At 63.5% G+C, this 20,973-nt stretch carries 17 protein-coding genes, 5 tRNA genes and 1 pseudogene; 17 read left to right on the forward strand and 6 right to left on the reverse strand.

The annotated features are described in order from the left end of the window. The first annotated feature begins 303 nt into the window (after window positions 1-303). On the forward strand, window positions 304-948 hold the full coding sequence (locus WS68_RS18765) for an alpha/beta hydrolase (protein ID WP_231753061.1): 645 nt from the start codon (window positions 304-306) through the stop codon (window positions 946-948). Window positions 949-1,118: 170 nt separating this feature from the next. On the opposite strand, the gene WS68_RS18770 is transcribed toward WS68_RS18765, so the two are convergent. Next, a complete protein-coding gene (locus WS68_RS18770) occupies window positions 1,119-1,361 on the reverse strand; it encodes a hypothetical protein (protein ID WP_059572169.1) in 243 nt (80 codons plus the stop codon). Window positions 1,362-1,961: 600 nt separating this feature from the next. Here WS68_RS18770 and WS68_RS18775 point away from each other — a divergent pair. Next, a complete protein-coding gene (locus tag WS68_RS18775) occupies window positions 1,962-3,305 on the forward strand; it encodes a hypothetical protein (RefSeq protein ID WP_156429576.1) in 1,344 nt (447 codons plus the stop codon). A 208-nt stretch (window positions 3,306-3,513) separates the two neighbouring features. Further along, entirely contained in the window at window positions 3,514-3,873 is a 360-nt protein-coding gene (locus WS68_RS18780; protein WP_059572171.1) for a hypothetical protein, read from the forward strand. 95 nt (window positions 3,874-3,968) lie between these two features. On the opposite strand, the gene fabI is transcribed toward WS68_RS18780, so the two are convergent. Continuing rightward, window positions 3,969-4,763 carry an enoyl-ACP reductase FabI gene (gene fabI / locus WS68_RS18785; protein ID WP_059572226.1) on the reverse strand — a complete coding sequence of 265 codons (795 nt, stop codon included), beginning with the start codon at window positions 4,761-4,763 and terminating at the stop codon, window positions 3,969-3,971. Window positions 4,764-4,890: 127 nt separating this feature from the next. On the opposite strand from fabI, the gene WS68_RS18790 reads away from it, so the two are divergent. The 5 genes from WS68_RS18790 to WS68_RS18810 all read left to right on the forward strand — a co-directional run bounded on the left by WS68_RS18790 (window position 4,891) and on the right by WS68_RS18810 (window position 11,587). Then, window positions 4,891-6,870, forward strand: coding sequence for an extracellular solute-binding protein (locus tag WS68_RS18790; protein WP_059572172.1), 1,980 nt, complete (start codon window positions 4,891-4,893; stop codon window positions 6,868-6,870). An 85-nt stretch (window positions 6,871-6,955) separates the two neighbouring features. Beyond that, window positions 6,956-7,999, forward strand: coding sequence for a microcin C ABC transporter permease YejB (locus WS68_RS18795; protein WP_059572173.1), 1,044 nt, complete (start codon window positions 6,956-6,958; stop codon window positions 7,997-7,999). 1 nt (window position 8,000) lies between these two features. After that, window positions 8,001-9,098, forward strand: coding sequence for an ABC transporter permease (locus tag WS68_RS18800; RefSeq protein WP_059572174.1), 1,098 nt, complete (start codon window positions 8,001-8,003; stop codon window positions 9,096-9,098). Then, entirely contained in the window at window positions 9,095-10,762 is a 1,668-nt protein-coding gene (locus tag WS68_RS18805; RefSeq protein WP_231753062.1) for a dipeptide ABC transporter ATP-binding protein, read from the forward strand. The genes WS68_RS18800 and WS68_RS18805 overlap by 4 nt, the downstream gene beginning before the upstream one ends. Before the next feature lie 135 nt (window positions 10,763-10,897). Next, window positions 10,898-11,587, forward strand: a complete 690-nt coding sequence (locus tag WS68_RS18810) for a C40 family peptidase (protein WP_059572175.1) — start codon at window positions 10,898-10,900, stop codon at window positions 11,585-11,587. A gap of 167 nt (window positions 11,588-11,754) precedes the next feature. Here the strand turns inward: WS68_RS18810 and WS68_RS18815 are convergent. After that, window positions 11,755-12,811 (reverse strand): annotated as a pseudogene (locus tag WS68_RS18815) (patatin-like phospholipase family protein). A 243-nt stretch (window positions 12,812-13,054) separates the two neighbouring features. Here WS68_RS18815 and gltX point away from each other — a divergent pair. From gltX to WS68_RS18850, 7 genes are all read left to right on the forward strand, one after another. After that, the gene (gene gltX, locus WS68_RS18820; protein WP_059572229.1) at window positions 13,055-14,464 is read left to right on the forward strand and encodes a glutamate--tRNA ligase; all 1,410 of its coding nucleotides are present in this window, start codon (window positions 13,055-13,057) and stop codon (window positions 14,462-14,464) included. A gap of 146 nt (window positions 14,465-14,610) precedes the next feature. Further along, window positions 14,611-14,686, forward strand: a tRNA-Ala gene (locus WS68_RS18825). Window positions 14,687-14,834: 148 nt separating this feature from the next. Beyond that, window positions 14,835-14,910, forward strand: a tRNA-Glu gene (locus tag WS68_RS18830). 76 nt (window positions 14,911-14,986) lie between these two features. Further along, a tRNA-Asp gene (locus WS68_RS18835) sits at window positions 14,987-15,063 on the forward strand. 66 nt (window positions 15,064-15,129) lie between these two features. Then, window positions 15,130-15,205 (forward strand) — tRNA-Glu (locus WS68_RS18840). A gap of 76 nt (window positions 15,206-15,281) precedes the next feature. Then, window positions 15,282-15,358: transfer RNA gene (locus WS68_RS18845), tRNA-Asp, on the forward strand. Window positions 15,359-15,562: 204 nt separating this feature from the next. Continuing rightward, on the forward strand, window positions 15,563-16,033 hold the full coding sequence (locus WS68_RS18850) for a GNAT family N-acetyltransferase (protein WP_059572176.1): 471 nt from the start codon (window positions 15,563-15,565) through the stop codon (window positions 16,031-16,033). Between the two features lie 47 nt (window positions 16,034-16,080). Here WS68_RS18850 and WS68_RS18855 read toward each other — a convergent pair whose 3' ends face one another. Further along, complete coding sequence (locus tag WS68_RS18855) at window positions 16,081-16,959, reverse strand: AraC family transcriptional regulator (protein ID WP_059572177.1); 879 nt, start codon at window positions 16,957-16,959, stop codon at window positions 16,081-16,083. A 141-nt stretch (window positions 16,960-17,100) separates the two neighbouring features. Here WS68_RS18855 and rraA point away from each other — a divergent pair, with 141 nt between their 5' ends. After that, the gene (gene rraA, locus WS68_RS18860; protein ID WP_059572178.1) at window positions 17,101-17,598 is read left to right on the forward strand and encodes a ribonuclease E activity regulator RraA; all 498 of its coding nucleotides are present in this window, start codon (window positions 17,101-17,103) and stop codon (window positions 17,596-17,598) included. Window positions 17,599-17,655: 57 nt separating this feature from the next. Then, window positions 17,656-18,063, forward strand: a complete 408-nt coding sequence (locus WS68_RS18865) for a gamma-glutamylcyclotransferase family protein (RefSeq protein ID WP_059572179.1) — start codon at window positions 17,656-17,658, stop codon at window positions 18,061-18,063. Between the two features lie 385 nt (window positions 18,064-18,448). Here the strand turns inward: WS68_RS18865 and aceB are convergent, their stop codons facing one another. Then, window positions 18,449-20,041 (reverse strand): malate synthase A, encoded by a 1,593-nt coding sequence (aceB, locus tag WS68_RS18870; protein ID WP_059572180.1) that lies wholly within the window; start codon window positions 20,039-20,041, stop codon window positions 18,449-18,451. A gap of 64 nt (window positions 20,042-20,105) precedes the next feature. Then, window positions 20,106-20,891: a haloacid dehalogenase type II gene (locus WS68_RS18875; RefSeq protein WP_059572181.1), complete on the reverse strand. Its 786-nt coding sequence runs from the start codon at window positions 20,889-20,891 to the stop codon at window positions 20,106-20,108. Window positions 20,892-20,973: the final 82 nt, after the last annotated feature.

Below are 20,973 nucleotides of genomic sequence, written 5' to 3' on the forward strand. Positions count from 1 at the left end.
GAGAAGCTGGCACAACGCGCCTTCGTCTGGAATAAGGGTTTACGATAGGTCTGGGAACGAAATTATATGAACAATAATAGGCGCGAATTCGAAAATATCATGACGCAATTCGAATATGCGGCGCTCGGCGGCACACCATGCCCGATGCAACGGCGCCGGTTTCGTTCGATCAAACCAACGCGAGGCCGATCTGATGACTTCCCACCCCGTTCTTGACGGCGCCGAGCCGTTCCTGCTCGAGGCAGTTCCACCGGCATTCTGATTTCGCACGGCTACACCGGCTCGACGCAGAGCGTACGGTATGTGGCCGAGCAGTTGCATCGAATCGGCGGCTATACCGTGCTCGGCCCTCGGCTGGCAGGCCACGGCTTGAGTCCGCAAGAGATGGGCCGCACGCGCGCGCAGGACTGGGTCGACAGTATCGACGAAGCGCTCGGTACGCTGCGGCAACGGTGCAAGCGGATCTTCATGATGGGGCTATCGATGGGCGGGTGTCTGACCTTGCTGTCGGCTGCGCGTCATCCGGACATCGCGGCAATCGTGCCGATCAATGCATGCGTGTATTTCGGCGCGCCCGCGCTGGCCGCGAAAGCCTACGACCGGTCGGCGCCGCGTTTTTTCGACACCATCGGCGCGGACATCAAGGCCGAGGGCGTCACCGAACTCGCCTACGACGAGATTCCGACGTCGACGCTGGCTGAGATCTATGGGTTGATGTCGGTCGCGCGCGATCTGCTGCCGGAAATCAAATGCCCCGCATTGGTGCTGCAATCGACGGAGGATCACGTCGTGCCACCCGACAACGGCAACGTGATCGTCGACGGCATCGGCAGCGCCGACAAAACGCTGATATGGCTGGAGAACTCGTATCATGTCGCGACGCTCGACAACGACAAAGATTGGATCGTTGAACTCGCGCATCGCTTCTTCGAACGTTTGTCGAAATAACGGGAAGTGGCCGCACGGCTTCATGGGCGGAGGGAGGCCGGTGGCGTTGCCCGTCGGGCCGGCGGCATAAAGTAGCTGGCGGTGATGGATGTCGAGTATGCCGGTGGCGGCGAGGATGCTCGCGACGCCGATATACGTATAGAACGCCGGCCGAATGCGCGGCATGCGCCTTAAATAAAAGACCGGTCAATCGATTTGCCGGCACGTTGCCATTCGCGTTGCAACAAGTCGATAACCAGAAAGCCGCTCAGCACGAAAAGGATGAGTACGCCGAGGCGGCCGTTCACGAATCCACGCAGCGCGGCGAGCCAGCCGTGATAGCCGTTCGCCGCCGTATGTTCCGCGTAACTGACGATCACCAGCGTGATGGCTGCGCCGCGCAGCCCGGTGAACTCCTCGGTGCGATAGCTCATGATCGATTCAGTCCAAGTGCTGAATTATTCCGCGCGCGCGCGTTCCGATATTACTTTCCAACGAAAAGTCAAAAAAATTAAAGAAAATAAAAAATCAGTCGCGCGGGCTTAGGTCGGCGGGTATGCGGACGACGGTAATGAGGGCAACGGCACGCTGTACCGGACGTCGAGCGCGCGTCGCAATCGCCGTTATTGGTCCGGGCATGCCGGACAGTCGATTCTTTTAATTGAAAAGAAAATCGACTCGGCAGATAAGCGGAAAAGGGCGTGCACGAAGTGTGGACGAAGGGCAATTGCCAATAGTTCGTGAGCGGCGGTGTGGCTTTCGGAGAAATTGGAGCGGTTTCGTGAGAGGCGAATGACAGGATTCGCCTGCGTGGATAGTGTATGAAGGCTGCAAGGCTTTGTTGGAAAAATGGTGGGTGCACTTTTCTTTATCGCATTCATATTTCATAAAAATCCCGAGACGATACGGATGGCATGTTCGCTGTTACCGAGAGAGGCGGCGAACCGAGTATTGATCGGCGATGTATTCGGTATTCCATGTGGCCATATCTGGGGATGGGAGCTGGATTCTGGATCTGTAATTTATAAAATTTCATGAAAAAAAATACGTCGGTATTGATTGACCATTCGGTCGGAAATAAAAATTCAACTGTAATTCATATCCCGGATGAGCCGTATACATCCCAAACCGGTGGCGTGATGTCGATATCCGTCGGCAAGCCGATTGCGTGCCGTCCGCAACCGGGTTCGACGTTGGAAGGGCTCGCGACTATCGTGCCGAGGCCACACACCGACGCGGCTGCGCCGGCGGCGGCATTTTTTTCATACGCGATCGACATACCGGAATCCGAGGCGATGTTCTCGTATCTGAGATCGCTGATGGCAAGGCTGGACGCGGAAAAATTCAGCGGGTGCGAGCCACATTACGCACAGGTTTGCAGCAGACTTGCGGCAAAAGGAGAAACGTGCGAAACAATGAAGGCCGTGCTTCGGAAAGCCAAGCGATTGGATTATTTGGCTGCAACAGCGGGCGGCGGGGTGAAATCCATTCCGGGCATGGTGGCCGATATATTTAAAAATCCGATTCCCGAGCATTTCAAGAAATCGGATAGCATCAGGGTCGAACTGAGTGAAACGGCCAAGATGGCCGCGACTTTTGCGGGCATCGAGCAAGCATCCGATGTGGGTGGCGGACAGCTTCTGTCGCTTGGTCTCGTTCCGTTCGACGATGGTGATCGATATTATTTGGCGCCGAATCGAAATGAGTTGGTCGGGCCGGTAAGGCAGGTTATGGAAGCCATGTCGCCGAATATAATAAATAAAGCATGGCAAAAATTTCTGCTGGGGCAAACTGCAACCGTGCGAAACGCATTGGTGGTGATACCGTTTAGATCCATTATCGAAAAATCCATGGCAAACGGAGCGCGCATTCCGTTGGGCATGTTGCAGGATTTTCTTTACTACTATATCGAGTATTCCGCCAGACGTTTTGGCCCTTTATGGCTGCTTGGGCGCAGGGATTGGGAGAGGGAATATGACAAATTAAAGCAAGTCAGCGCACCTGATCTGGCTGCCAATGTTGCAAGGAAAATCGCGCTGCTGCCGGTGGATTCGGTTCGCTTTTATCGTTTCATGCTGGCAAAACTGGTGTCGCCCGGAAAATTGGCGGAAAGCGCGGTGGGAGTGGCCGGCCCAGTTGCGGCGTCGATCGTGAGAGCCCTGGTCAAGAGCAGGATCGAGGCGGTGGGCGGACATTCGGGGTTGGCAGACGCTGCCGGGAAGATCGCTGCGTTGCCGGTAAGAAGCCTTGCGAACGGAGTTGGTTTTGCGATTGAAGAGCCGGTGGACGCAGGTGCCCGGAAATTGAGCGAATGGGCCGATATGAAGTTGCCAGCGGTGGCCTGCCGGAATGCCGGCGGCGAGCGCAATCGCGAATAGCCGCCGCCGTTGCGCACCGGGCTGCCTGGGCGGGCGTGCAGGCCGTTGAGGGTGCTTGGCGGTGCGCTTTTCCGATCCCGAATGTTACGAATAGTTAGCGATTCGTTCACATTGCGACGCGGCGCATCAGTTCTTACAAAGTGGAAATATGCGGGGTGGATGCTTGCGGCTATAGTCGATTTAAACGAACCAACCCGAAGAGGAGTCCATGAAAATCCTGCGCGCTGCGTCGCTCGCCATCGGTTTTACTGCGCTGTTCGCGTCCGGCGCCGCATCGGCCGGCGTGAACGTTGGCATCAATGTCGGCGTGCCCGCGCCGGTCTATGTTGCGCCGGCGCCCGTTTATGCGCCGCCTCCGCCGCCGGTGGTTTATCAGCCTGCGCCGGTCTATACGCCGGCTCCCGTGTACGCGCCGGCCCCCGTGGTCACGATCGGCTGGCATGGCGACCGTTACTGGGATGGCCGCCGCTACTGGGGGCGCGACGAGTGGTATCGCCGTCACGGCCGCGGCCCCGGCTGGGATCGAGGTCATTGGGACAACGGCAGGCATAACGGCTGGCGCCACTGATCCTGCCGTTGGCGGCGCGCGGCGGCAGATCAGCGTCGCCGCATGACGCGGCGGCCGCGCGGCGGCAACGCAACGCGTCGTCGCGCGCTTACTCCTTACTCGCCTTCGCCGCCCGCCATGCCGCCCACCACCGCATTGAAGCCGGAGTCGACGTGCATGATCTCGGCCGTGATGCCGCTCGCGAGATCCGATAACAGGAACGCGCCCGCGTTGCCGACCTGTTCGATCGTCACGTTGCGCTTGAGCGGTGCGCTTTGCTCGACGAAATCCAGAATCTTGCCGAAGCCCTTGATGCCGCTTGCGGCGAGCGTCTTGATCGGCCCGGCCGAGATGCCGTTTACACGCACGCCCTTCGCGCCGAGCGACACCGCGAGATAACGCACGCTTGCCTCGAGCGCAGCCTTCGCGACGCCCATCGTGTTGTAGTTCGGAATCGCGCGCTCTGCGCCGAGATAGGTGAGCGTGAGGATCGAAGCATCGCTCGAGAGCATCGGCTGCGCGGCTTTCGCGAGCGCGGGAAAGCTGTATGCGGAGATGTCGTGTGCGATGCGGAAGCTCTCGCGCGACAGACCGTCGAGGAAATCGCCGGCGATCGCCTCGCGCGGAGCGAAGCCGATCGAATGGACGAGGCCGTCGAGGCTGTCCCAGTGTTCCTTCAGCGACGCGAAGAGCGCGTCGATTTGCGCGTCGTCGGCAACATCGCACGGGAACACGAGTTCGCTGTCGAACTCGGCGGCGAACTCGGTGATGCGATCCTTGAAGCGATCGCCGACGTAGGTGAATGCGAGTTCGGCGCCTTCGCGCTTACATGCCTTGGCGATGCCGTAGGCGATCGAGCGGTTCGACAAGAGACCCGTCAGCAGAATACGTTTACCGTCGAGAAAGCCCATGAATTCTCCTATATGAAGCGGGCGCGCCCACGCCGGCGCGGGCAGCGGTTGGCTGTAATCGGTTGCAAGTGGGTAGAATTCTCTCACAACGCCATCCTCGAAGACTTGCCAACGCATCTATTCATCCATGACGATCGGTTTGCCCCACGCTTTTTGGCCACGGCCGCCGCGGCACGCGGCAACGCCCGCATCGATCGAGCGATCGGCCGTGCTGCAACCTGCGCGCGATGCGTGGCGCGCCGTGTTTGCCCGGGCGTCGCGCCACGCACGCCTCGCTCGCATGGCGGCGGCCGCGGGCGTGGTATTTGCATTCGCCGCGGCACAGTCGGCACACGCGGCCTACGCAATCGCTCAGTATGGCGAACCAAAGTATCCGCCCGGCTTCAAGCATTTCGACTACGTGAATCCGCAGGCGCCCAAGGGCGGCACGCTCGTGCTTGCGAATCCGAGCCGGCTGTCGACTTTCGACAAGTTCAATCCTTTTACGATGCGCGGCAACGCGGCGCCCGGGCTCGATTTCCTGTTCGAAAGCTTGATGACGGGCAGCGCTGACGAGCCCGCGTCGATGTACGGGCTGCTCGCCGACGATATCGCCGTCGCGCCGGACGGGATGTCGGTCACGTTTCATTTGAATCCGCGCGCGCGTTTCTCGAACGGTGATCCCGTGACCGCGGCGGACGTCAAATTTTCGTTCGATGTGCTGAAAAGTCCGCAGGCGGCTCCGCAATTCCCGGCCTATTACGCGGATATCGTTCGCGCGGTGGCGGTCGATCCGGCAAGCGTGCGCTTCGACTTTCGCCGCCCAAGCCGAGAGCTGCCGCTCATCGCGGCCGGCGTGCCGGTGTTCTCGCGCAAATGGGGCTTGAGGCCGGACGGCACCCGGATGCGCTTCGACCAACTCGCGTTCGAGCCGCCGATCGGCAGTGGTCCGTATGTAATCGAGCGCTATGACAGCGGCCGCACGATCACGTACCGGCGCGATGCAGCGTACTGGGGCGCCGCGCTGCCGGTGCGAGTGGGCACGAACAACTTCGAGCGCATCGTCTACAAACTCTACGGCGACGGCGTAGCGAAGCTCGAGGCGTTCAAGGCGGGCGAGTACGACGCGCTCGTCGAATACGGGGCTCGTAACTGGGTGCGGCGCGATGTCGGCAAACGCTTCGACAGCGGCGAGCTTGTCAAGCGCGAGTTCCGTCAGCACAATGGCGCGGGGATGCAAGGGTTCCTGATGAACTTGCGGCGCCCGCTCTTCCAGGATGTGCGCGTCCGGCAAGCGCTCGATCTCGCGTTCGATTTCGAATGGCTGAACCGCCAGTTGTTCTACGGCGCTTATACACGGTTGGACAGCTATTTCGCCGATACCGCGTTGCAGGCGAGCGGCGTACCCGGCTCGGGCGAACTCGCGTTGCTCGACCCGCTGCGCGCGCAACTGGATCCGGCCGTATTCGGGCCGATGCCCAAGCAGCCGAGCACCAATGCGCCCGGCTCGCTGCGCGCCAATCTGCTGAAGGCCCGCGCGCTGCTTGCGCAAGCGGGCTGGACATACCGCGACGGCGCGCTGCGCAACGCGAAGGGTGAGCCGTTCGCGTTCGAGATTCTCGACGATTCGAGCGCGGGGATGGAGCCCATCGTGACCGCTTACGCGCGCAATCTGGCAAAACTCGGGATTGCCGTGAAGTTTCGGACGGCCGATTTCGCGTTGCTGCAAAATCGTTTCAACGCGTTCGACTATGACATGACGTCGATCCGTTACGCAGGCGTTCAAGTGCCGGGAACCGAGCAGCTCACACGCTTTGCGAGCCGCTATGCCGACGAGCCGGGCTCGGACAACATGATCGGCCTGAAATCGCCGGCGGTCGACGCGATCCTGAACGCGCTCGTGCGCGCGCAAACGCGCGAGCAGTTGTCCGATGCGGCGCGCGCGCTCGACCGCGTGCTGATACACGGCTACTACGTGGTGCCGCATTGGTACAGCACGACGTGGCGCGTCGCGTACAAGCGCACGCTCGGCTATCCGCAGACGCTGCCGCTGTACTATGCGGCGGAAGGCTGGATCGCGTCGATGTGGTGGGCGAAGCCCGGACACGATTCGCCGGCCGCGCTGTGACGGCCGGCAAGCGGGCCATCCGCTGGTCATAAGCATGGTCGATCGCCGGTCGGCCAAATCGTTCGAACCTTCTCGACAAGCGCCTATGTGGAGCTACATCCTCAAACGTCTTTTGCTGATGATTCCGACGCTCGTCGGCGTGCTGACGATCACGTTCGTCGTGATCCAGTTCGTGCCGGGCGGCCCGGTCGAGCAGGCCGTGTATGAGCTGCGCAAGGGCGCCGGGCAGGGCGGCGCAGTGCCGTATGGCATGCGCGCGCATACCGGCGTCGACGCGCAGCAGCTCGCGCAACTGAAAGCGCTGTACGGCTTCGACAAGCCGCCCGTCGAACGCTATGGGTTGATGCTCGCGCGCTTCGCGCGCTTCGATCTCGGCGACAGCTATTTTCATCATCGCAGCGTGTGGTCGCTGATCGTGTCGAAGCTGCCGGTGTCGATCAGCATCGGCGTATGGACGTTCCTGCTCACTTACCTGATTTCGGTGCCGCTCGGCATCGCGAAGGCGGTGCGAAACGGCTCGACGTTCGATCTCGCGACGAGCCTCGCCGTATTGATCGGCTACGCGATTCCCGGCTTCGTGCTCGGCGTGCTGCTGCTCGTGTTGTTCGGCGGCGGCTCGTTCTGGCAGATCTTCCCGCTGCGCGGCCTCACGTCGGACAACTTCGCGCAGTTGTCCGTCGCGGGCAAGGTCGTCGATTATTTGTGGCATATCGTGCTGCCGATCACCGCGTCGGTGGTCGGCAGTTTCGCGGTCGTCACGATGCTCACGAAGAACGCGTTTCTCGACGAAATCCGCAAGCAATACGTGCTGACCGCACGTGCAAAGGGGCTCGCCGAGCGCCGTGTGCTATGGAAACACGTGTTTCGCAACGCGCTGCTGCCGCTCGTGGTCGGTTTTCCGGCGGCGTTCATCGGCGCGTTCTTCACCGGCAGCCTGCTGATCGAGACGCTGTTCTCGCTCGACGGGCTGGGCTTGCTGTCATACGAATCGGTGATCCGGCGCGACTACCCGGTCGTGCTCGGCACGCTGTACATCTTCACGCTGATCGGGCTCGCGACGAAGCTCGTATCCGATCTCTGCTACGTGTGGGTCGACCCGCGCGTGCAATTCGAGCAACTGGAGCGCTGAATTGAGCCGATCCGCCGTTTCTTCCCGCATCGACGCCGCGCGCGCGCACGTGTCGCCTTCGCCCGCGCGGCGCGTGTGGCGGCGTTTCAAGGCGCAGCGGCTCGGCTACTGGAGCCTCGTGATCTTCGCCGTCGCGTTCGCGGTGAGCATTGCCGCGCCGCTGTGGTCGAACGATAAGCCGCTCGTCGTGCGCTACGACGGTCATTACTATTTCCCGCTGCTGCGCGACTACCCGGAGACGGCGTTCGGCGGCGATTTCCCGACGCCCGCCGACTATCTCGACCCCTACGTGCGCGGCAAACTCGCTGCACCGGGCAATTTCGCGCTGTATCCGCTGAACCGCTACTACTACGACACGCTCAACTACTTTTCGACGCAGCCCAATCCCGCGCCGCCGTCGCGCGGGAATTGGCTCGGCACGGATGCGCAGGGGCGCGACCTGCTCGCGCGGCTCGTCTACGGCTTTCGGGTGTCGGTCGAATTCGCGCTGATCCTCACGTTCATCGGCACGGTGCTCGGTGTTGCCGCGGGCGCGGTGCAGGGTTACTTCGGCGGACGCATCGACATCATCGGCCAGCGTCTCATCGAGATCTGGAGCGCGATGCCCGAGCTGTATCTGCTGATCATCTTCGCGTCGGTGTTCGAGCCGAGTTTTGCGTTGCTGATCGTGCTGCTGTCGCTATTCGGCTGGATCGGACTGTCCGATTACGTGCGCGCGGAGTTCCTGCGCAATCGCTCGCAGGACTACGTGCGCGCCGCGCGCGCGATGGGCCTGTCGAGCTGGCAGATCATCTGGCGGCACGTGTTGCCGAACAGCCTCACGCCCGTCATCACGTTCTTGCCGTTCCGGATGAGCGGCGCGATTCTCGCGCTCACGAGCCTCGATTTCCTCGGCCTCGGCGTGCCGCCGCCGACGCCGAGCCTGGGCGAGCTGCTCGCGCAAGGCAAGGGCAATCTCGACGCGTGGTGGATCTCGCTCGCGACGTTCTGCGTGCTCGTCGCGACGCTGTTGCTGTTGACCTTCATGGGCGATGCGCTGCGTAACGCGCTCGATACACGCGTTGCCGATACGACGCGCGCGGCGGGAGGCGCCCGATGAGCGCGGCCGACGTGAACCGCAGCGATTCGCAGCGTGCGCCGGGCGGCAGCCGGCTGCGCAATGGGCAGGCGCTGGGCGAGCCGCTGCTGTCGATCGAGCGGCTGTGCGTGCGTTTCGGCGATATGCTCGCCGTCGACGACGTGTCGTTGGCGATCGGCCGCGGCGAGCGCGTCGCGCTCGTCGGCGAATCCGGCTCGGGCAAGAGCGTGACCGCGCTGTCGATCCTGCGGTTGCTGCGCGACGCCGACGTGTCTGGCGCGATCCGCTTTGCCGGTGAGAATCTCGTGGGCAAGAGCGAGCGCGAGATGCGCGCGCTGCGCGGCGCGGATATCGCGATGATCTTCCAGGAGCCGATGACGGCGCTCAATCCGCTTTACACGGTCGGCGAGCAGATCGGCGAGACGATCGAGCTGCACGACGGCGCGACGAAGCGCGACGCGCGTGAGCGTGCGATCGCGCTGCTGGCGCGCACCGGCATCGACCGGCCGCGCGAACGCGTCGACAGCTACCCGCATCAGTTGTCGGGCGGCCAGCGGCAGCGCGTGATGATCGCGATGGCGCTCGCGTGCCGGCCACGCCTGCTGATCGCCGACGAACCGACGACCGCGCTCGACGTGACGATCCGCGCGCAGATCGTCGAGCTGCTGCTCGAGCTGCAACGCGACGCGGCGGCCGAGCGCGGGATGGCGGTGCTGCTGATCACGCACGATCTGAATTTGGTGCGGCGCTTCGCCGAGCGCGTCGCGGTGATGGAAAAGGGGCGGCTCGTCGAATCCGGGCCGCTCGAGCGGATCTTCGGCGCGCCCGAGCATCCGTATACGCAGCGTCTGTTGAACAGCCGGCCGCAGCGCACGGTGTCGCCCGTGTTGCCGATCGCGCCCGTCATGCTCGACGCGCGTGGCGTGACGGTGCAGTTCAAGCAGAAACGGCCGGGCTTCGCCGGCTGGTTCCACGACGGGCGGTTCACGGCGGTGTCCGACGCGAGCGTATCGGTGCGGCAGGGCGAGACGCTCGGGATCGTCGGCGAGTCCGGGTCAGGCAAATCGACGCTCGCGATGGCCCTGCTCGGGCTGCAACGCCTCGCGCAGGGCGACGTCCAGTTCGACGGCCGTTCGCTTGCGAGCTATCGCGGCCGCGAGCGCCGCACATTGCGCGCGGATATGCAAGTGGTCTTTCAGGACCCATTCAGTTCGCTTTCGCCGTGGCAAACCATCGAGCGCATCGTGTCCGAGGGGCTCGCGCTGCACCGTCCGCAACTGTCTGCCGACGCGCGCCGCGACAAGACGATCGCGGTGCTGCGCGAGGTCGGGCTCGACCATACGGTGCTGCATCGCTATGCGCACGAGTTTTCGGGCGGGCAGCGCCAGCGGATCGCGATCGCGCGCGCACTCGTGCTGGAGCCGCGCGTGCTCGTGCTCGACGAGCCGACGAGCGCGCTCGACGTGTCGATCCAGCAGCAGGTGCTGAAACTGCTGGCCAATCTTCAGCGCAAATACAACCTCGGCTATCTCTTCATTAGTCACGATTTGGAAGTAATCGGGGCGATGGCGCACCGAGTCGCGGTGATGCAAGGGGGGATAATCGTCGAAACGGGTGATGTCGAGCGAATCTTCTCCAAGCCGGCGCATCCTTACACGCAACGCCTGCTGAAAGCTATTGGTTAGGTCTGTTGAATGAAGGGTGATGCACCCATTTGGCTCAAAATCATTAATTCCTTTTGACAAACATATCCGTCGTGGCTAGTATCGACCGAAATTTTCCGCCAATCGACTGATTTTTCAGCGCAAATCTATCGACTCATGCAGCACCGCTCCCTCACCCAGGCTTGCACGCGCGTCGTCGCCGGGATGTTCATAGGCGTCTTGATCGCTGCCGCTCCCAGCGCGTTCGCCGACGAAGTCAGCAGTTCAAGCCAAAATGCCGTTAATTCGGCTCAGTCCGACATCGGTTTCCTTCCGCAAAATTCCCAGCAGCAGCCCAATGGCACGGCCGCGCCCGCGAAGAGTCAAGGCGGCGCGAAGTCGTTCCTCTCCGGCATGGCCGGCAAGGCAGGCGACGTCGTCGTCGGCGCGCTGAACATGATCGGCGTGCGCTATCGCTGGGGCGGCAACACCCCGGATTCGGGGCTCGATTGCAGCGGCTTCGTGCGCTACGTGTTCCAGGACACGCTCGGCATGTCGCTGCCGCGCCGCGCCGAAGAAATGAGCCGCGTGGGCGAAAAGGTGCGGATGAGCGAACTGAAGCCGGGCGATCTCGTGTTCTTCAACACGATGCGCCGGACGTTCTCGCATGTCGGCATTTATATCGGCGACAACAAGTTCGTGCATTCGCCGTCGACGGGCAGCACGATCCGCGTGGACGATCTCGATAGCAGCTATTGGGAAAAGCGCTTCACCGGTGCGCGCCGGATCGAGACGCAGTTCACGACGAAACCCGACGATCTGCGTCAGCGCGTGCGCGCGACGATCGGCGACAGCGGCAGCAACTGAGTCAGCCGCGCTCCGGTTTGGCGCCTGAGTCGGCCGAGTCGAAACCCCGTCACCCAATTGGGATGGCGGGGTTTTCTATTTAAGCGCGCCCCCAATTTTGGCGCGCTGTCCGTGCGCTTGCTGCCAATGCGCCGCCGCATGCGGCGCGATGAGCGCAATGCGGGCGCTTATGCCGCGGCCGGGCGCGCGGCCGCCAGCTTGCGCTGCAACTCCGGCATGACCCGCGCAACCGCTTCCTCGCCCGCCAGGATCGCCGCGTTGCGCTGGTTGAAGTCGCTGCCGCCCATTGCGGCGAGATTCGGGCGGATCACGACATCCGCGTACTTGTCAAGTTCGTAGGTCTTGATCGTCTGCCCCATGATCGTGAATGTCTGCAGCAGCATTTCGATCGGATTTTGCGTCGCGGCGCCTTCGGGGCGCGCGGAAATGTCGACCGCGATCACGAAGTCGGCCCCCATCCTGCGCGTGAACGACGCGGGCACGGGGCTGACGAGCCCACCGTCGACATACTCGTGATCACCGATCCGCACCGGCTCGAACACGGACGGCACGCTGCACGACGCCCGCACCGCGAGCCCGGTGTTGCCGCGCTGGAACAGCAGCGGCTGGCCGCTTTTCAGATCGGTCGCGACAATGCCGAGCGGCTTGGCCATCTTCTCGATCGGCCGGTTGTTGAGCGTCCTGTTGATGAAATTCTGCAGCGCCATGCCTTGCAACAGGCCGCGCGAGCGGAACGGCACGGCCCAGTCGCTGATCGACGCCTCGTCCATCGCGAGCGCGAGCTTGTTGATGGCGAGCGCATTCATGCCCGACGCATACAGCGCGCCGACGACCGAGCCCGCGCTCGTGCCGGCGACGATCTCGATCGCAATGCCGCGCGCTTCGAGCGCCTTCAACACGCCGACGTGCGCGAAGCCGCGCGCGGCGCCGCCGCCGAGCGCGATGCCGATGCGTACCGGGCGCGGCTGGGGCTGATTCGTCGGCGGCGTGACGGCGCCTGACGCGGTCGGCTTGGTGCCGAACGGCGTGCAGGCGGCGAGCGCGGCTGACGCGCAGGTGAGCGTGAAGGTGCGGCGTGACGGGCTGCGAGGCGGCATCGATTTCATTCTCCGGCGGCAAGCCGCGCTGAGTGCGTGACGGATGCACGGCATGCGCGGCGAAAATTCGGCGGCCTTGCCGCGCCGACCGCCGGATTGCAGGCGGATCGCGGGCAAACGCGAACAATCGCGGCCAGCCGTGCGCGGCCGCCAAGGCGGGCGCGGCGCACATCATAAAGCAACTGCCACGGCGGTGCGAAACTCGCGCGGCGCTTGACGGCGGGCGGCTCCGGAAAGCGCGGCGCGGCGAGTATAATTCGTGCTCTTTCAGTTCCGGCCGGATGCGCACCCCGGCGTTCGCCGCGCGGCGGGCGCGGCCGGCCGCGTCGTTCCAATTGATGCGCCGCTTGAGGCGTTCGAGCTATCGTTTATGACCCGTCCTGTCCGCACCCGTTTCGCGCCGAGCCCCACGGGCTTCATTCATTTGGGCAACCTGCGTTCCGCGCTGTATCCGTGGGCATTCGCCCGTAAGACGAAGGGCACCTTCGTGCTGCGCATCGAGGATACCGACGTCGAGCGTTCGAGCCAGGAGGCGGTGGACGCCATTCTCGAAGGCATGGGATGGCTCGGCCTCGATTACGACGAAGGTCCGTATTACCAGATGCAGCGGATGGACCGCTATCGCGAGGTGCTTGCCAAGATGCAGGAGCAGGGCCTTGTCTACCCGTGCTACATGTCGATGGAGGAGCTTGACGCGCTGCGCGAGCGGCAGCGTGCGGCGGGCGAAAAGCCGCGCTATGACGGCACCTGGCGCCCCGAGCCGGGCAAGGTGCTGCCCGAGCCGCCTGCCGGCGTGCAACCGGTGCTGCGCTTCAAGAATCCGCTGACGGGCACGGTGGCGTGGGACGACGCGGTGAAGGGGCGCGTCGAGATCTCGAACGAGGAACTCGACGACCTGATCGTCGCACGGCCGGACGGCACGCCGATGTATAACTTCTGCGTCGTCGTCGACGATATCGACATGGGCATCACGCACGTGATTCGCGGCGACGATCACGTGAACAACACGCCGCGCCAGATCAATATCCTGCGTGCGCTCGGCGCCGAGGTGCCGGTCTACGCGCATCTGCCGACCGTGCTGAACGAGGCGGGCGAGAAGATGAGCAAGCGGCATGGCGCAATGAGCGTAATGGGCTATCGCGATGCAGGCTTTTTGCCGGAGGCGGTGCTCAACTATCTCGCGCGCCTCGGCTGGTCGCACGGCGACGCGGAGATCTTCTCGCGCGAGCAGTTCGTCGAATGGTTCGATCTCGAACATCTGGGCAAGTCGCCCGCGCAGTACGATCACAACAAGCTGATGTGGCTGAACAACCATTACATCAAGGAGGCGGACGACGCGCACCTCGCGGAGTTGTCGAAGCCGTTTTTCGCGGCGCTCGGCATCGACGCTGCGGCGCTTGCGAGCGGGCCGGATCTTCCCGCCGTGATCGGACTGATGAAGGACCGTGCATCGACGATCAAGGAGATCGCGGAAAACGCCGCGATGTTCTACCGCGCGCCCGCGCCCGATGCCGACGCGCTCGCGCAGTACGTGAGCGACGCGGTGCGTCCGGCGCTTGCCGAATTTGCCGCCGCGCTCAAGCAGGTCGAATGGACCAAGGAGGCGATCGCATCCGCGTTGAAGGCGACGCTTGCCGCGCACAAGCTCAAGATGCCGCAACTCGCGATGCCGGTGCGCCTGCTCGTCGCGGGCACGACGCACACGCCGTCGATCGACGCGGTGCTGATGCTGTTCGGCCGTGAGGTTGTCGTATCGCGTCTCGAGGCGGCGCACGCATAAGCGGGAGGCGAGCCGCCATGCGTCGGCCCAGTGCCGGCACAGGGCGGCTCGCAAAAAGATCGATTGAATCGCAAATAGGGTATTTACAAACGCCAAGACCGACTCTACAATCTCGCTTCTCTGTTGTTCAGCAGTCTTCGAGACACGGGGGTATAGCTCAGCTGGGAGAGCGCTTGCATGGCATGCAAGAGGTCAGCGGTTCGATCCCGCTTACCTCCACCAGTTGAACGCAGAGTAAATAAAGTTTGCGAAGCATCAGGTGACAGAAAATGCTTCACAAACGGAATGAAAGAAGTTAGAATTTCGTTCTCTGCTGTTGATGAAAATTAATGGCGCGAACAGAGCGGTAAGACAGATCTGAAAAGATTTTGTCCCCTTCGTCTAGAGGCCTAGGACATCACCCTTTCACGGTGAGTACAGGGGTTCGAATCCCCTAGGGGACGCCAAACATCGGCGTCGTTTCGAAAGAGGCGGCGCAGCCGGCAAGAGCGTAACCGACGCTTGCTGGTTGGTGCAGAAAGTGGAGCGGTAGTTCAGTCGGTTAGAATACCGGCCTGTCACGCCGGGGGTCGCGGGTTCGAGTCCCGTCCGCTCCGCCAAATCGAAAGCCCGTTCAGGCTGTATATTTGAACGGGCTTTTTTGTTAAAGGTGTAAGCAGTACGTTGTCCCCTTCGTCTAGAGGCCTAGGACATCACCCTTTCACGGTGAGTACAGGGGTTCGAATCCCCTAGGGGACGCCAAACATCGGCGTCGTTTCGAAAGAGGCGGCGCAACCGGCAAGAGCGTAACCGACGCTTGCCGGTTGGTGCAGAAAGTGGAGCGGTAGTTCAGTCGGTTAGAATACCGGCCTGTCACGCCGGGGGTCGCGGGTTCGAGTCCCGTCCGCTCCGCCAAATTCAAAGCCCGTTCAGGAATGCCTGAACGGGCTTTTTGTTTTGCGTCGCGGACGCTGCCGCTTATTTGCGCGCGCGGGGCGATCCGTACCGCGACGGGTCTGCGTAGCCGTAGGCGCGTTCGTGGCCTATGCGTGCAAATTGGCATTGCAACCCGTGGCGGCTGCGCTATCGTGGCGTTGACACAGGCTTTGCGAACCCGCCATGTCCGATTCTGCCGCTGATCCGCTCGTTTATTCATTGCGTCCCGCCCAACCGCGCGACTTCGATTTTGCTCAAGCGCTGACGCACGGCAACATGGATGCGTACTATCTACGCCACGGCCTCAAGTGGCGCGCCGATCTTTTTTTTGCAAGCTGGCGCGATTCGGAAAACTTTATCCTCGAACTCGACGGCGTGCCGATCGGTTTGCTGCGGATTACCGAAGAGGGCGATTCGCTGCATATTCGTGACGTGCAAATCATGCCAGGCTACCGGCAGCGTGGCGCGGGCACGTATTTGCTCGACATGTCCCACCGCTTCGCGCTGGCGCGCGGATTACGCGAGACGCAGTTGCGCGTGTTCGTCGATAATTCGGCGGCGCGCCTGTATTTGCGCATGGGCTACCGGCTCGCGGGGCCGCGCCTCGCACAGCTCGGCTCGATTCGGCATATGGTGCGGCCCGTGCGGCGGTGACGCGCGGCGTGTGCCGGCGGCGCGGTGTGGAGGGGGGCGCGCCGGCGCTATAGCAGCGGCCTGATGTCGCCGTCGTCGGACGGCGGCGCACCGGCATCGGCCGCCGCATCCGCGCCGCCGCGCTGAATGAACGCGCGCGGGCTCGCGCCGAACGCGCGCCTGAACATTGCCGAGAATGCGCTCTGACTTCGGTAACCGAGTTCGTGTGCGATGCGCGACAGCGGCCGCCCCTGGTTCAGCAAGGGAATCGCGCGGGCGAGCAGCGCTTGTTGCCGCCATTGCGAGAAGCTCACGCCGAGTTCGTGCCTGAAAAGACGCGCGATCGTTCTCGTGCTCGCGCCGACGCTCGTTGCCCAATATTCAAGCGTTTCGCCTTGCGCCGGCTGCGCGAGCACCGCTTCGCACAGCGCGCGCAGCCGTTTTTCGGTCGGCATCGGCACCGCGAGCGGCAACGGCTCGGCGTGCGCGAGTTCGTCGAGCACGAGCGCGCCGAGGAGCCGTTCGCGCGCGTGGCCGAGCGGCTTGGCGTCGAGTGCGATGATCAGCTCGCGCAGCAGCCCCGATACTTCGACAACACGGCACGCGTCGAGCCCCTTCGGCACCGCCGATGCGTCGACATACAGCGTGCGCAGATAGGCCTCCTCGACAATCACCACTTCATGCTCGATTTGCGGCGGCACCCAGATCGCGCGCGACGGCGGCACGACCCAGGTTGCATCGGCCGTGGCGAGCCGCAGCACGCCGCGCGACGCATACGCGAGCTGCGCCCACGCATGCGAGTGCGCGGGCACGCGCATGCCCGGCGGCACCGGGCGGGCGCGCACGCGCATCGGACGCGCGGCGTTCGGCGCGAATTCGGACGGAACGTCAAACGTGCTGGTGGCGCCGGCGGGCGGCCGCGTTGAACGGGGAACGGACAGGTTCATCGATGATCGAAGACGGGGCGAATGGCGTCCGGCTATTGTAGGGCGAGCGCTCTACCTGACGCAGCGTAATGGTCTTAGCCGATAATGCCGGATCGTCGCGGTACGAATCGAATTCGATCGAATCATCCAGGAGCTTTCGACATGACGTTTGCCACCACCGATCTTTGCGACGCGAACGAGAGCCGGCTCGCCGCCGGCACGCTGCGGGTGCTCGAGCCCGTGTTCCGCTCGTTCGGCGGCGTGACGCGTTTTGCCGGCCCGGCCGCGACGCTCAAGCTGTTCGAGGACAATACGCTCGTGCGGACGGCGCTCGAAGCGCCGGGCGCGGGGCGGGTGCTGGTGGTCGATGGCGGCGGCAGCCTGCGCTGCGCGCTGGTCGGCGGCAATCTCGGCAAACTCGCCGAGCACAACGGCTGGGCCGGCATCATCGTGAACGGCTGCGTGCGCGATACGCACGAGCTTGCCGAGTGCGCGCTCGGCGTGCTTGCGCTCGCGTCGCATCCGCGCAAGAGCGACAAGCGCAATAGCGGCCAGTGCGACGTGACTGTCGACGTGCGCGGCACGCGAATCGTGCCGGGCGATTGGATCTATGCGGACGCCGACGGCGTGCTCGTCAGCGACGCCGCGCTGATCGACTGACGCGACGGCCTGCCCCGGCCGGGGCGGCGCGAATCATCACGCTGCGAGGATTTCACGATGCGCCACGTTTTCGTCTACGGCACGCTCAGAGCGGGCGAAATCAACGATATCGGCCGCGCGGCGGCGAAGCACGGCATCGTGCAGCCGACGCTGATCGGCGCGGCCGCGATGCCAGGCCGGCTCTACGATTTCGGCCGTTACCCTGGGATGATCGCTGCGGCGGGCCGCGATCTCGTGTGGGGGGACGTCTATGCGGTCGACGAGCGGCTCGTGCCGGTGCTCGACGAGATCGAAGGCGTGTTTCCGGGCATCGCGGGGCTGTTCATATCGCAGCACGCGGCGATCGAACTCGGCGGCCGGCGCTACGAGTGCCTGTATTACCCGGTCGTCGCGCATGCGGTTGCGGATAAGCCGCGGATCGAATCCGGCGATTGGGTGCAATATCGCCGCGCGCGGGCGGATTGAAGGGCGGCATTTGCCGCACGGGCCGTGATGTCCATTGACGAGCCTGCCGGTTGCCCCGGTGGCGAAACCGCGCGGGCCCCCGCGCTTTTCGCAAGACGCCTTGCCGCGAGCAGCGCACGGCGCGAGATGGTTGGGTTTGACAGCCATGTTATTCGATCGAGGCCGCACGGGTCATGCTGAATGCGGCGCGCTGCTTTCGATGTGCGGGCTGCCCGATCGCAATATGCGTGCGTTTGTCGATGTCATTACCGTTGCCGCGGCGCGCGAGAAACGTCAGCGTTTGCGATCGACATCGTGCATGCATGAAAAAAAGCGCGCATCCATCAAGGATGCGCGCGTTGCGGCGGACCGGCTGCGCCGCCGGCCCGAGATGCCGTTCCGCGCGTTAGATTTCTTCGTACAGCGGCAGCGTCAGGAACTCGGTGAAGTTTTCCGACGTCGACATCTGCTCGAAGATCGCCGCGGCGCGGTCATATGGCGCTGTGTCGCCCGTGATGACGTTCTTCACGTTGTCGAGTTCGGCTTTCGCGTATTCGCGCACCAGCTCGGCGGTGACCTTGCGGCCGTCGTCGAGCACGCCCTTCGGCGAGCGGATCCATTGCCACACCTGCGAGCGCGAGATTTCGGCCGTCGCCGCGTCTTCCATCAGGTTGTGGATCGGCACGCAGCCGTTGCCCGCGAGCCACGAGCCCAGATAGTGGATGCCGACGTTGATGTTGTTGCGCAGGCCCGCCTCGGTGATCGGCGCTTCCGGCTGGAAGTCGAGCAGGTTCTTGCCTTCGATCTGCACGTCGTCGCGCTGCTTGTCGATCTGGTTCGGCTTGTCGCCGAGCACCTTGACGAACTCTTCCATCGCGAGCGGCACGAGCCCCGGATGCGCGACCCAGCCGCCGTCGTAGCCGTCGCCCGCGTCGCGCGCCTTGTCCGCGCGCACGCCGGCCATCGCGCGCTCGTTCGCTTGCGGATCGTTTTTGATCGGAATCAGCGCGCTCATCCCGCCGATTGCCGGCGCTTGGCGCTTGTGGCAGGTTTTCAGCAGCAGCAGTGCATACGCGCGCATGAACGGCACGGTCATCGTGATCTTCGCGCGATCGGCAAGGCAGAAGTCGCGGTCGTTCTTGAATTTCTTGATCGCCGAGAAAATGTAATCCCAGCGGCCGGCGTTCAGGCCCGAGCTGTGTTCGCGCAGTTCGTACAGGATTTCGTCCATTTCAAACGCGGCGAGGATCGTCTCGATCAGCACGGTCGCGCGAATCGTGCCGCGTGGAATGCCGACGGCTTCCTGCGCGGCGACGAAGATATCGTTCCAGAGCCGCGCTTCGAGATGGCTTTCCATCTTGGGCAGATAAAAGTACGGTCCCGAGCCGCGCGCGATCAGTTCCTTCGCGTTGTGGAACAGGTACAGCGCGAAGTCGAAGATGCCGCCGGACACGCGCTGGCCGTCGACCGTCACGTGCTTCTCGTCGAGGTGCCAGCCACGCGGACGCACGATCAGCGTGGCGATCTTGTCGTTCAGTTTGTACGACTTGCCATTCTGTTCGAGCGAGATGGTGCGGCGTACCGCGTCCTTCAGATTGATCTGGCCGTCGATCTGGTTCGTCCAGCTCGGTGCGTTCGAATCCTCGAAGTCCGTCATGTACGAATCGGCGCCCGAGTTCAGCGCGTTGATGATCATCTTGCGCTCGACGGGGCCGGTGATCTCGACGCGGCGGCATTGCAGATCGGCCGGCAGCGCGGCGACCTTCCAGTCGCCTTCGCGGACCGCCTTCGTTTCGGCGAGGAAGTCCGGATGCTCACCTGCGTCCAGGCGCTGGGTGCGCGCGGCGCGTGCGGCCAGCAACTCGCGGCGGCGCGGCTCGAACTGGCGATGCAATTGCGCGACGAGCGCGAGCGCGTCGGGCGTCAGGATCGCTTCATAGCCGGGTTGAATCTCGCCCGTGATCGCCATGCCTTGCGGCAGTTTCAGCGTCGTGGTCATGCGTTTCTCCTTGGTCGGTCAGTCAGTCATGAAAATGGGGCATGGCCGCGCCGCATAGCGCGCGCTATGCGGCGTCGCCCGGCGCCGCGCGCGCGCGGCTTGCGGGCTTCGGGGCCGCGGTCAGCGTGTCGATGAACGCGAGCAGATCGGCCATGCCGGCGCCGGTGCCGGCGCTCGGCAAGCCGAGTTCCTCGGCCGGCGCGCCCGCGCGGTTGAGCCAGAACGTCCGGTAGCCGAACCAGCCGGCGCCCGCAGCGTCCCAGCCGTTCGACGAAACGAACACGATATCGGCCGGCATGGCGCCGAACGCGGCCGTGCCGAGTGCGTAGGCGGCGGGCGACGGCTTGTACGCGCGCACCGCGTCGACCGACAGCACGCGATCGAACAGCCCGCTCATACCGGCGCTCTTGATCGCGATGTCGAGCATCTGCGGATTGCCGTTGGACAGGATCGCCAGTTTCGGCGGGCTCGTGCGCGCGCGCAGCGCGCGCAATGTCGGCACGGTGTCCGGATAGGTCGACAGGCACGCGTACTCATCCATCAGCCGCTTTTCCGCGACAGCGGCCAGCGTCAGGCCGAGCGCGCGCGCGGCAAAGCGCAAGGCGTCGAGTGTCAGCTCCCAGAACGGCTTGTAGCGTCCGCCGCCCGGATCGGCAAGCGTGCGCAGTTGCGAATATTCGAGCTGCTTGCGCCGCCAGAGTTGCGATAGCGCCTCTCCTCGGCCGGGAAACATCTGCTCGGCGGCCGCGACGACCGCATGCACGTCGAACAGCGTGCCGTAGGCGTCGAACAAGACGGCCTTCGGGAAAACGGGCTGAGCGTCGGACATCGGATTGTGCTCCGCAATCAGAAACTGAATCGATTCTATTCGTGATCGCTTGCACTTAAAAAGACAATAATCATCACTTGATCTTTTACTTTTGCATCACTAA

The sequence above is a fragment of the Burkholderia sp. TSV86 genome (assembly GCF_001522865.1).
Taxonomy (GTDB): Bacteria; Pseudomonadota; Gammaproteobacteria; order Burkholderiales; family Burkholderiaceae; genus Burkholderia.

Coding starts and splice junctions, on each gene's coding strand:
- WS68_RS18850 (WP_059572176.1), top strand. CDS start 15,563: ATGTCCGATTCTGCCGCTGATCCGCTCGTTTATTCATTGCGTCCCGCC.
- WS68_RS18795 (WP_059572173.1), top strand. CDS start 6,956: ATGTGGAGCTACATCCTCAAACGTCTTTTGCTGATGATTCCGACGCTC.
- aceB (WP_059572180.1), bottom strand. CDS start 20,041: ATGACCACGACGCTGAAACTGCCGCAAGGCATGGCGATCACGGGCGAG.
- WS68_RS18775 (WP_156429576.1), top strand. CDS start 1,962: ATGAAAAAAAATACGTCGGTATTGATTGACCATTCGGTCGGAAATAAA.
- gltX (WP_059572229.1), top strand. CDS start 13,055: ATGACCCGTCCTGTCCGCACCCGTTTCGCGCCGAGCCCCACGGGCTTC.
- WS68_RS18790 (WP_059572172.1), top strand. CDS start 4,891: ATGACGATCGGTTTGCCCCACGCTTTTTGGCCACGGCCGCCGCGGCAC.
- WS68_RS18805 (WP_231753062.1), top strand. CDS start 9,095: ATGAGCGCGGCCGACGTGAACCGCAGCGATTCGCAGCGTGCGCCGGGC.
- WS68_RS18810 (WP_059572175.1), top strand. CDS start 10,898: ATGCAGCACCGCTCCCTCACCCAGGCTTGCACGCGCGTCGTCGCCGGG.
- WS68_RS18865 (WP_059572179.1), top strand. CDS start 17,656: ATGCGCCACGTTTTCGTCTACGGCACGCTCAGAGCGGGCGAAATCAAC.
- rraA (WP_059572178.1), top strand. CDS start 17,101: ATGACGTTTGCCACCACCGATCTTTGCGACGCGAACGAGAGCCGGCTC.
- WS68_RS18780 (WP_059572171.1), top strand. CDS start 3,514: ATGAAAATCCTGCGCGCTGCGTCGCTCGCCATCGGTTTTACTGCGCTG.
- fabI (WP_059572226.1), bottom strand. CDS start 4,763: ATGGGCTTTCTCGACGGTAAACGTATTCTGCTGACGGGTCTCTTGTCG.
- WS68_RS18855 (WP_059572177.1), bottom strand. CDS start 16,959: ATGAACCTGTCCGTTCCCCGTTCAACGCGGCCGCCCGCCGGCGCCACC.
- WS68_RS18770 (WP_059572169.1), bottom strand. CDS start 1,361: ATGAGCTATCGCACCGAGGAGTTCACCGGGCTGCGCGGCGCAGCCATC.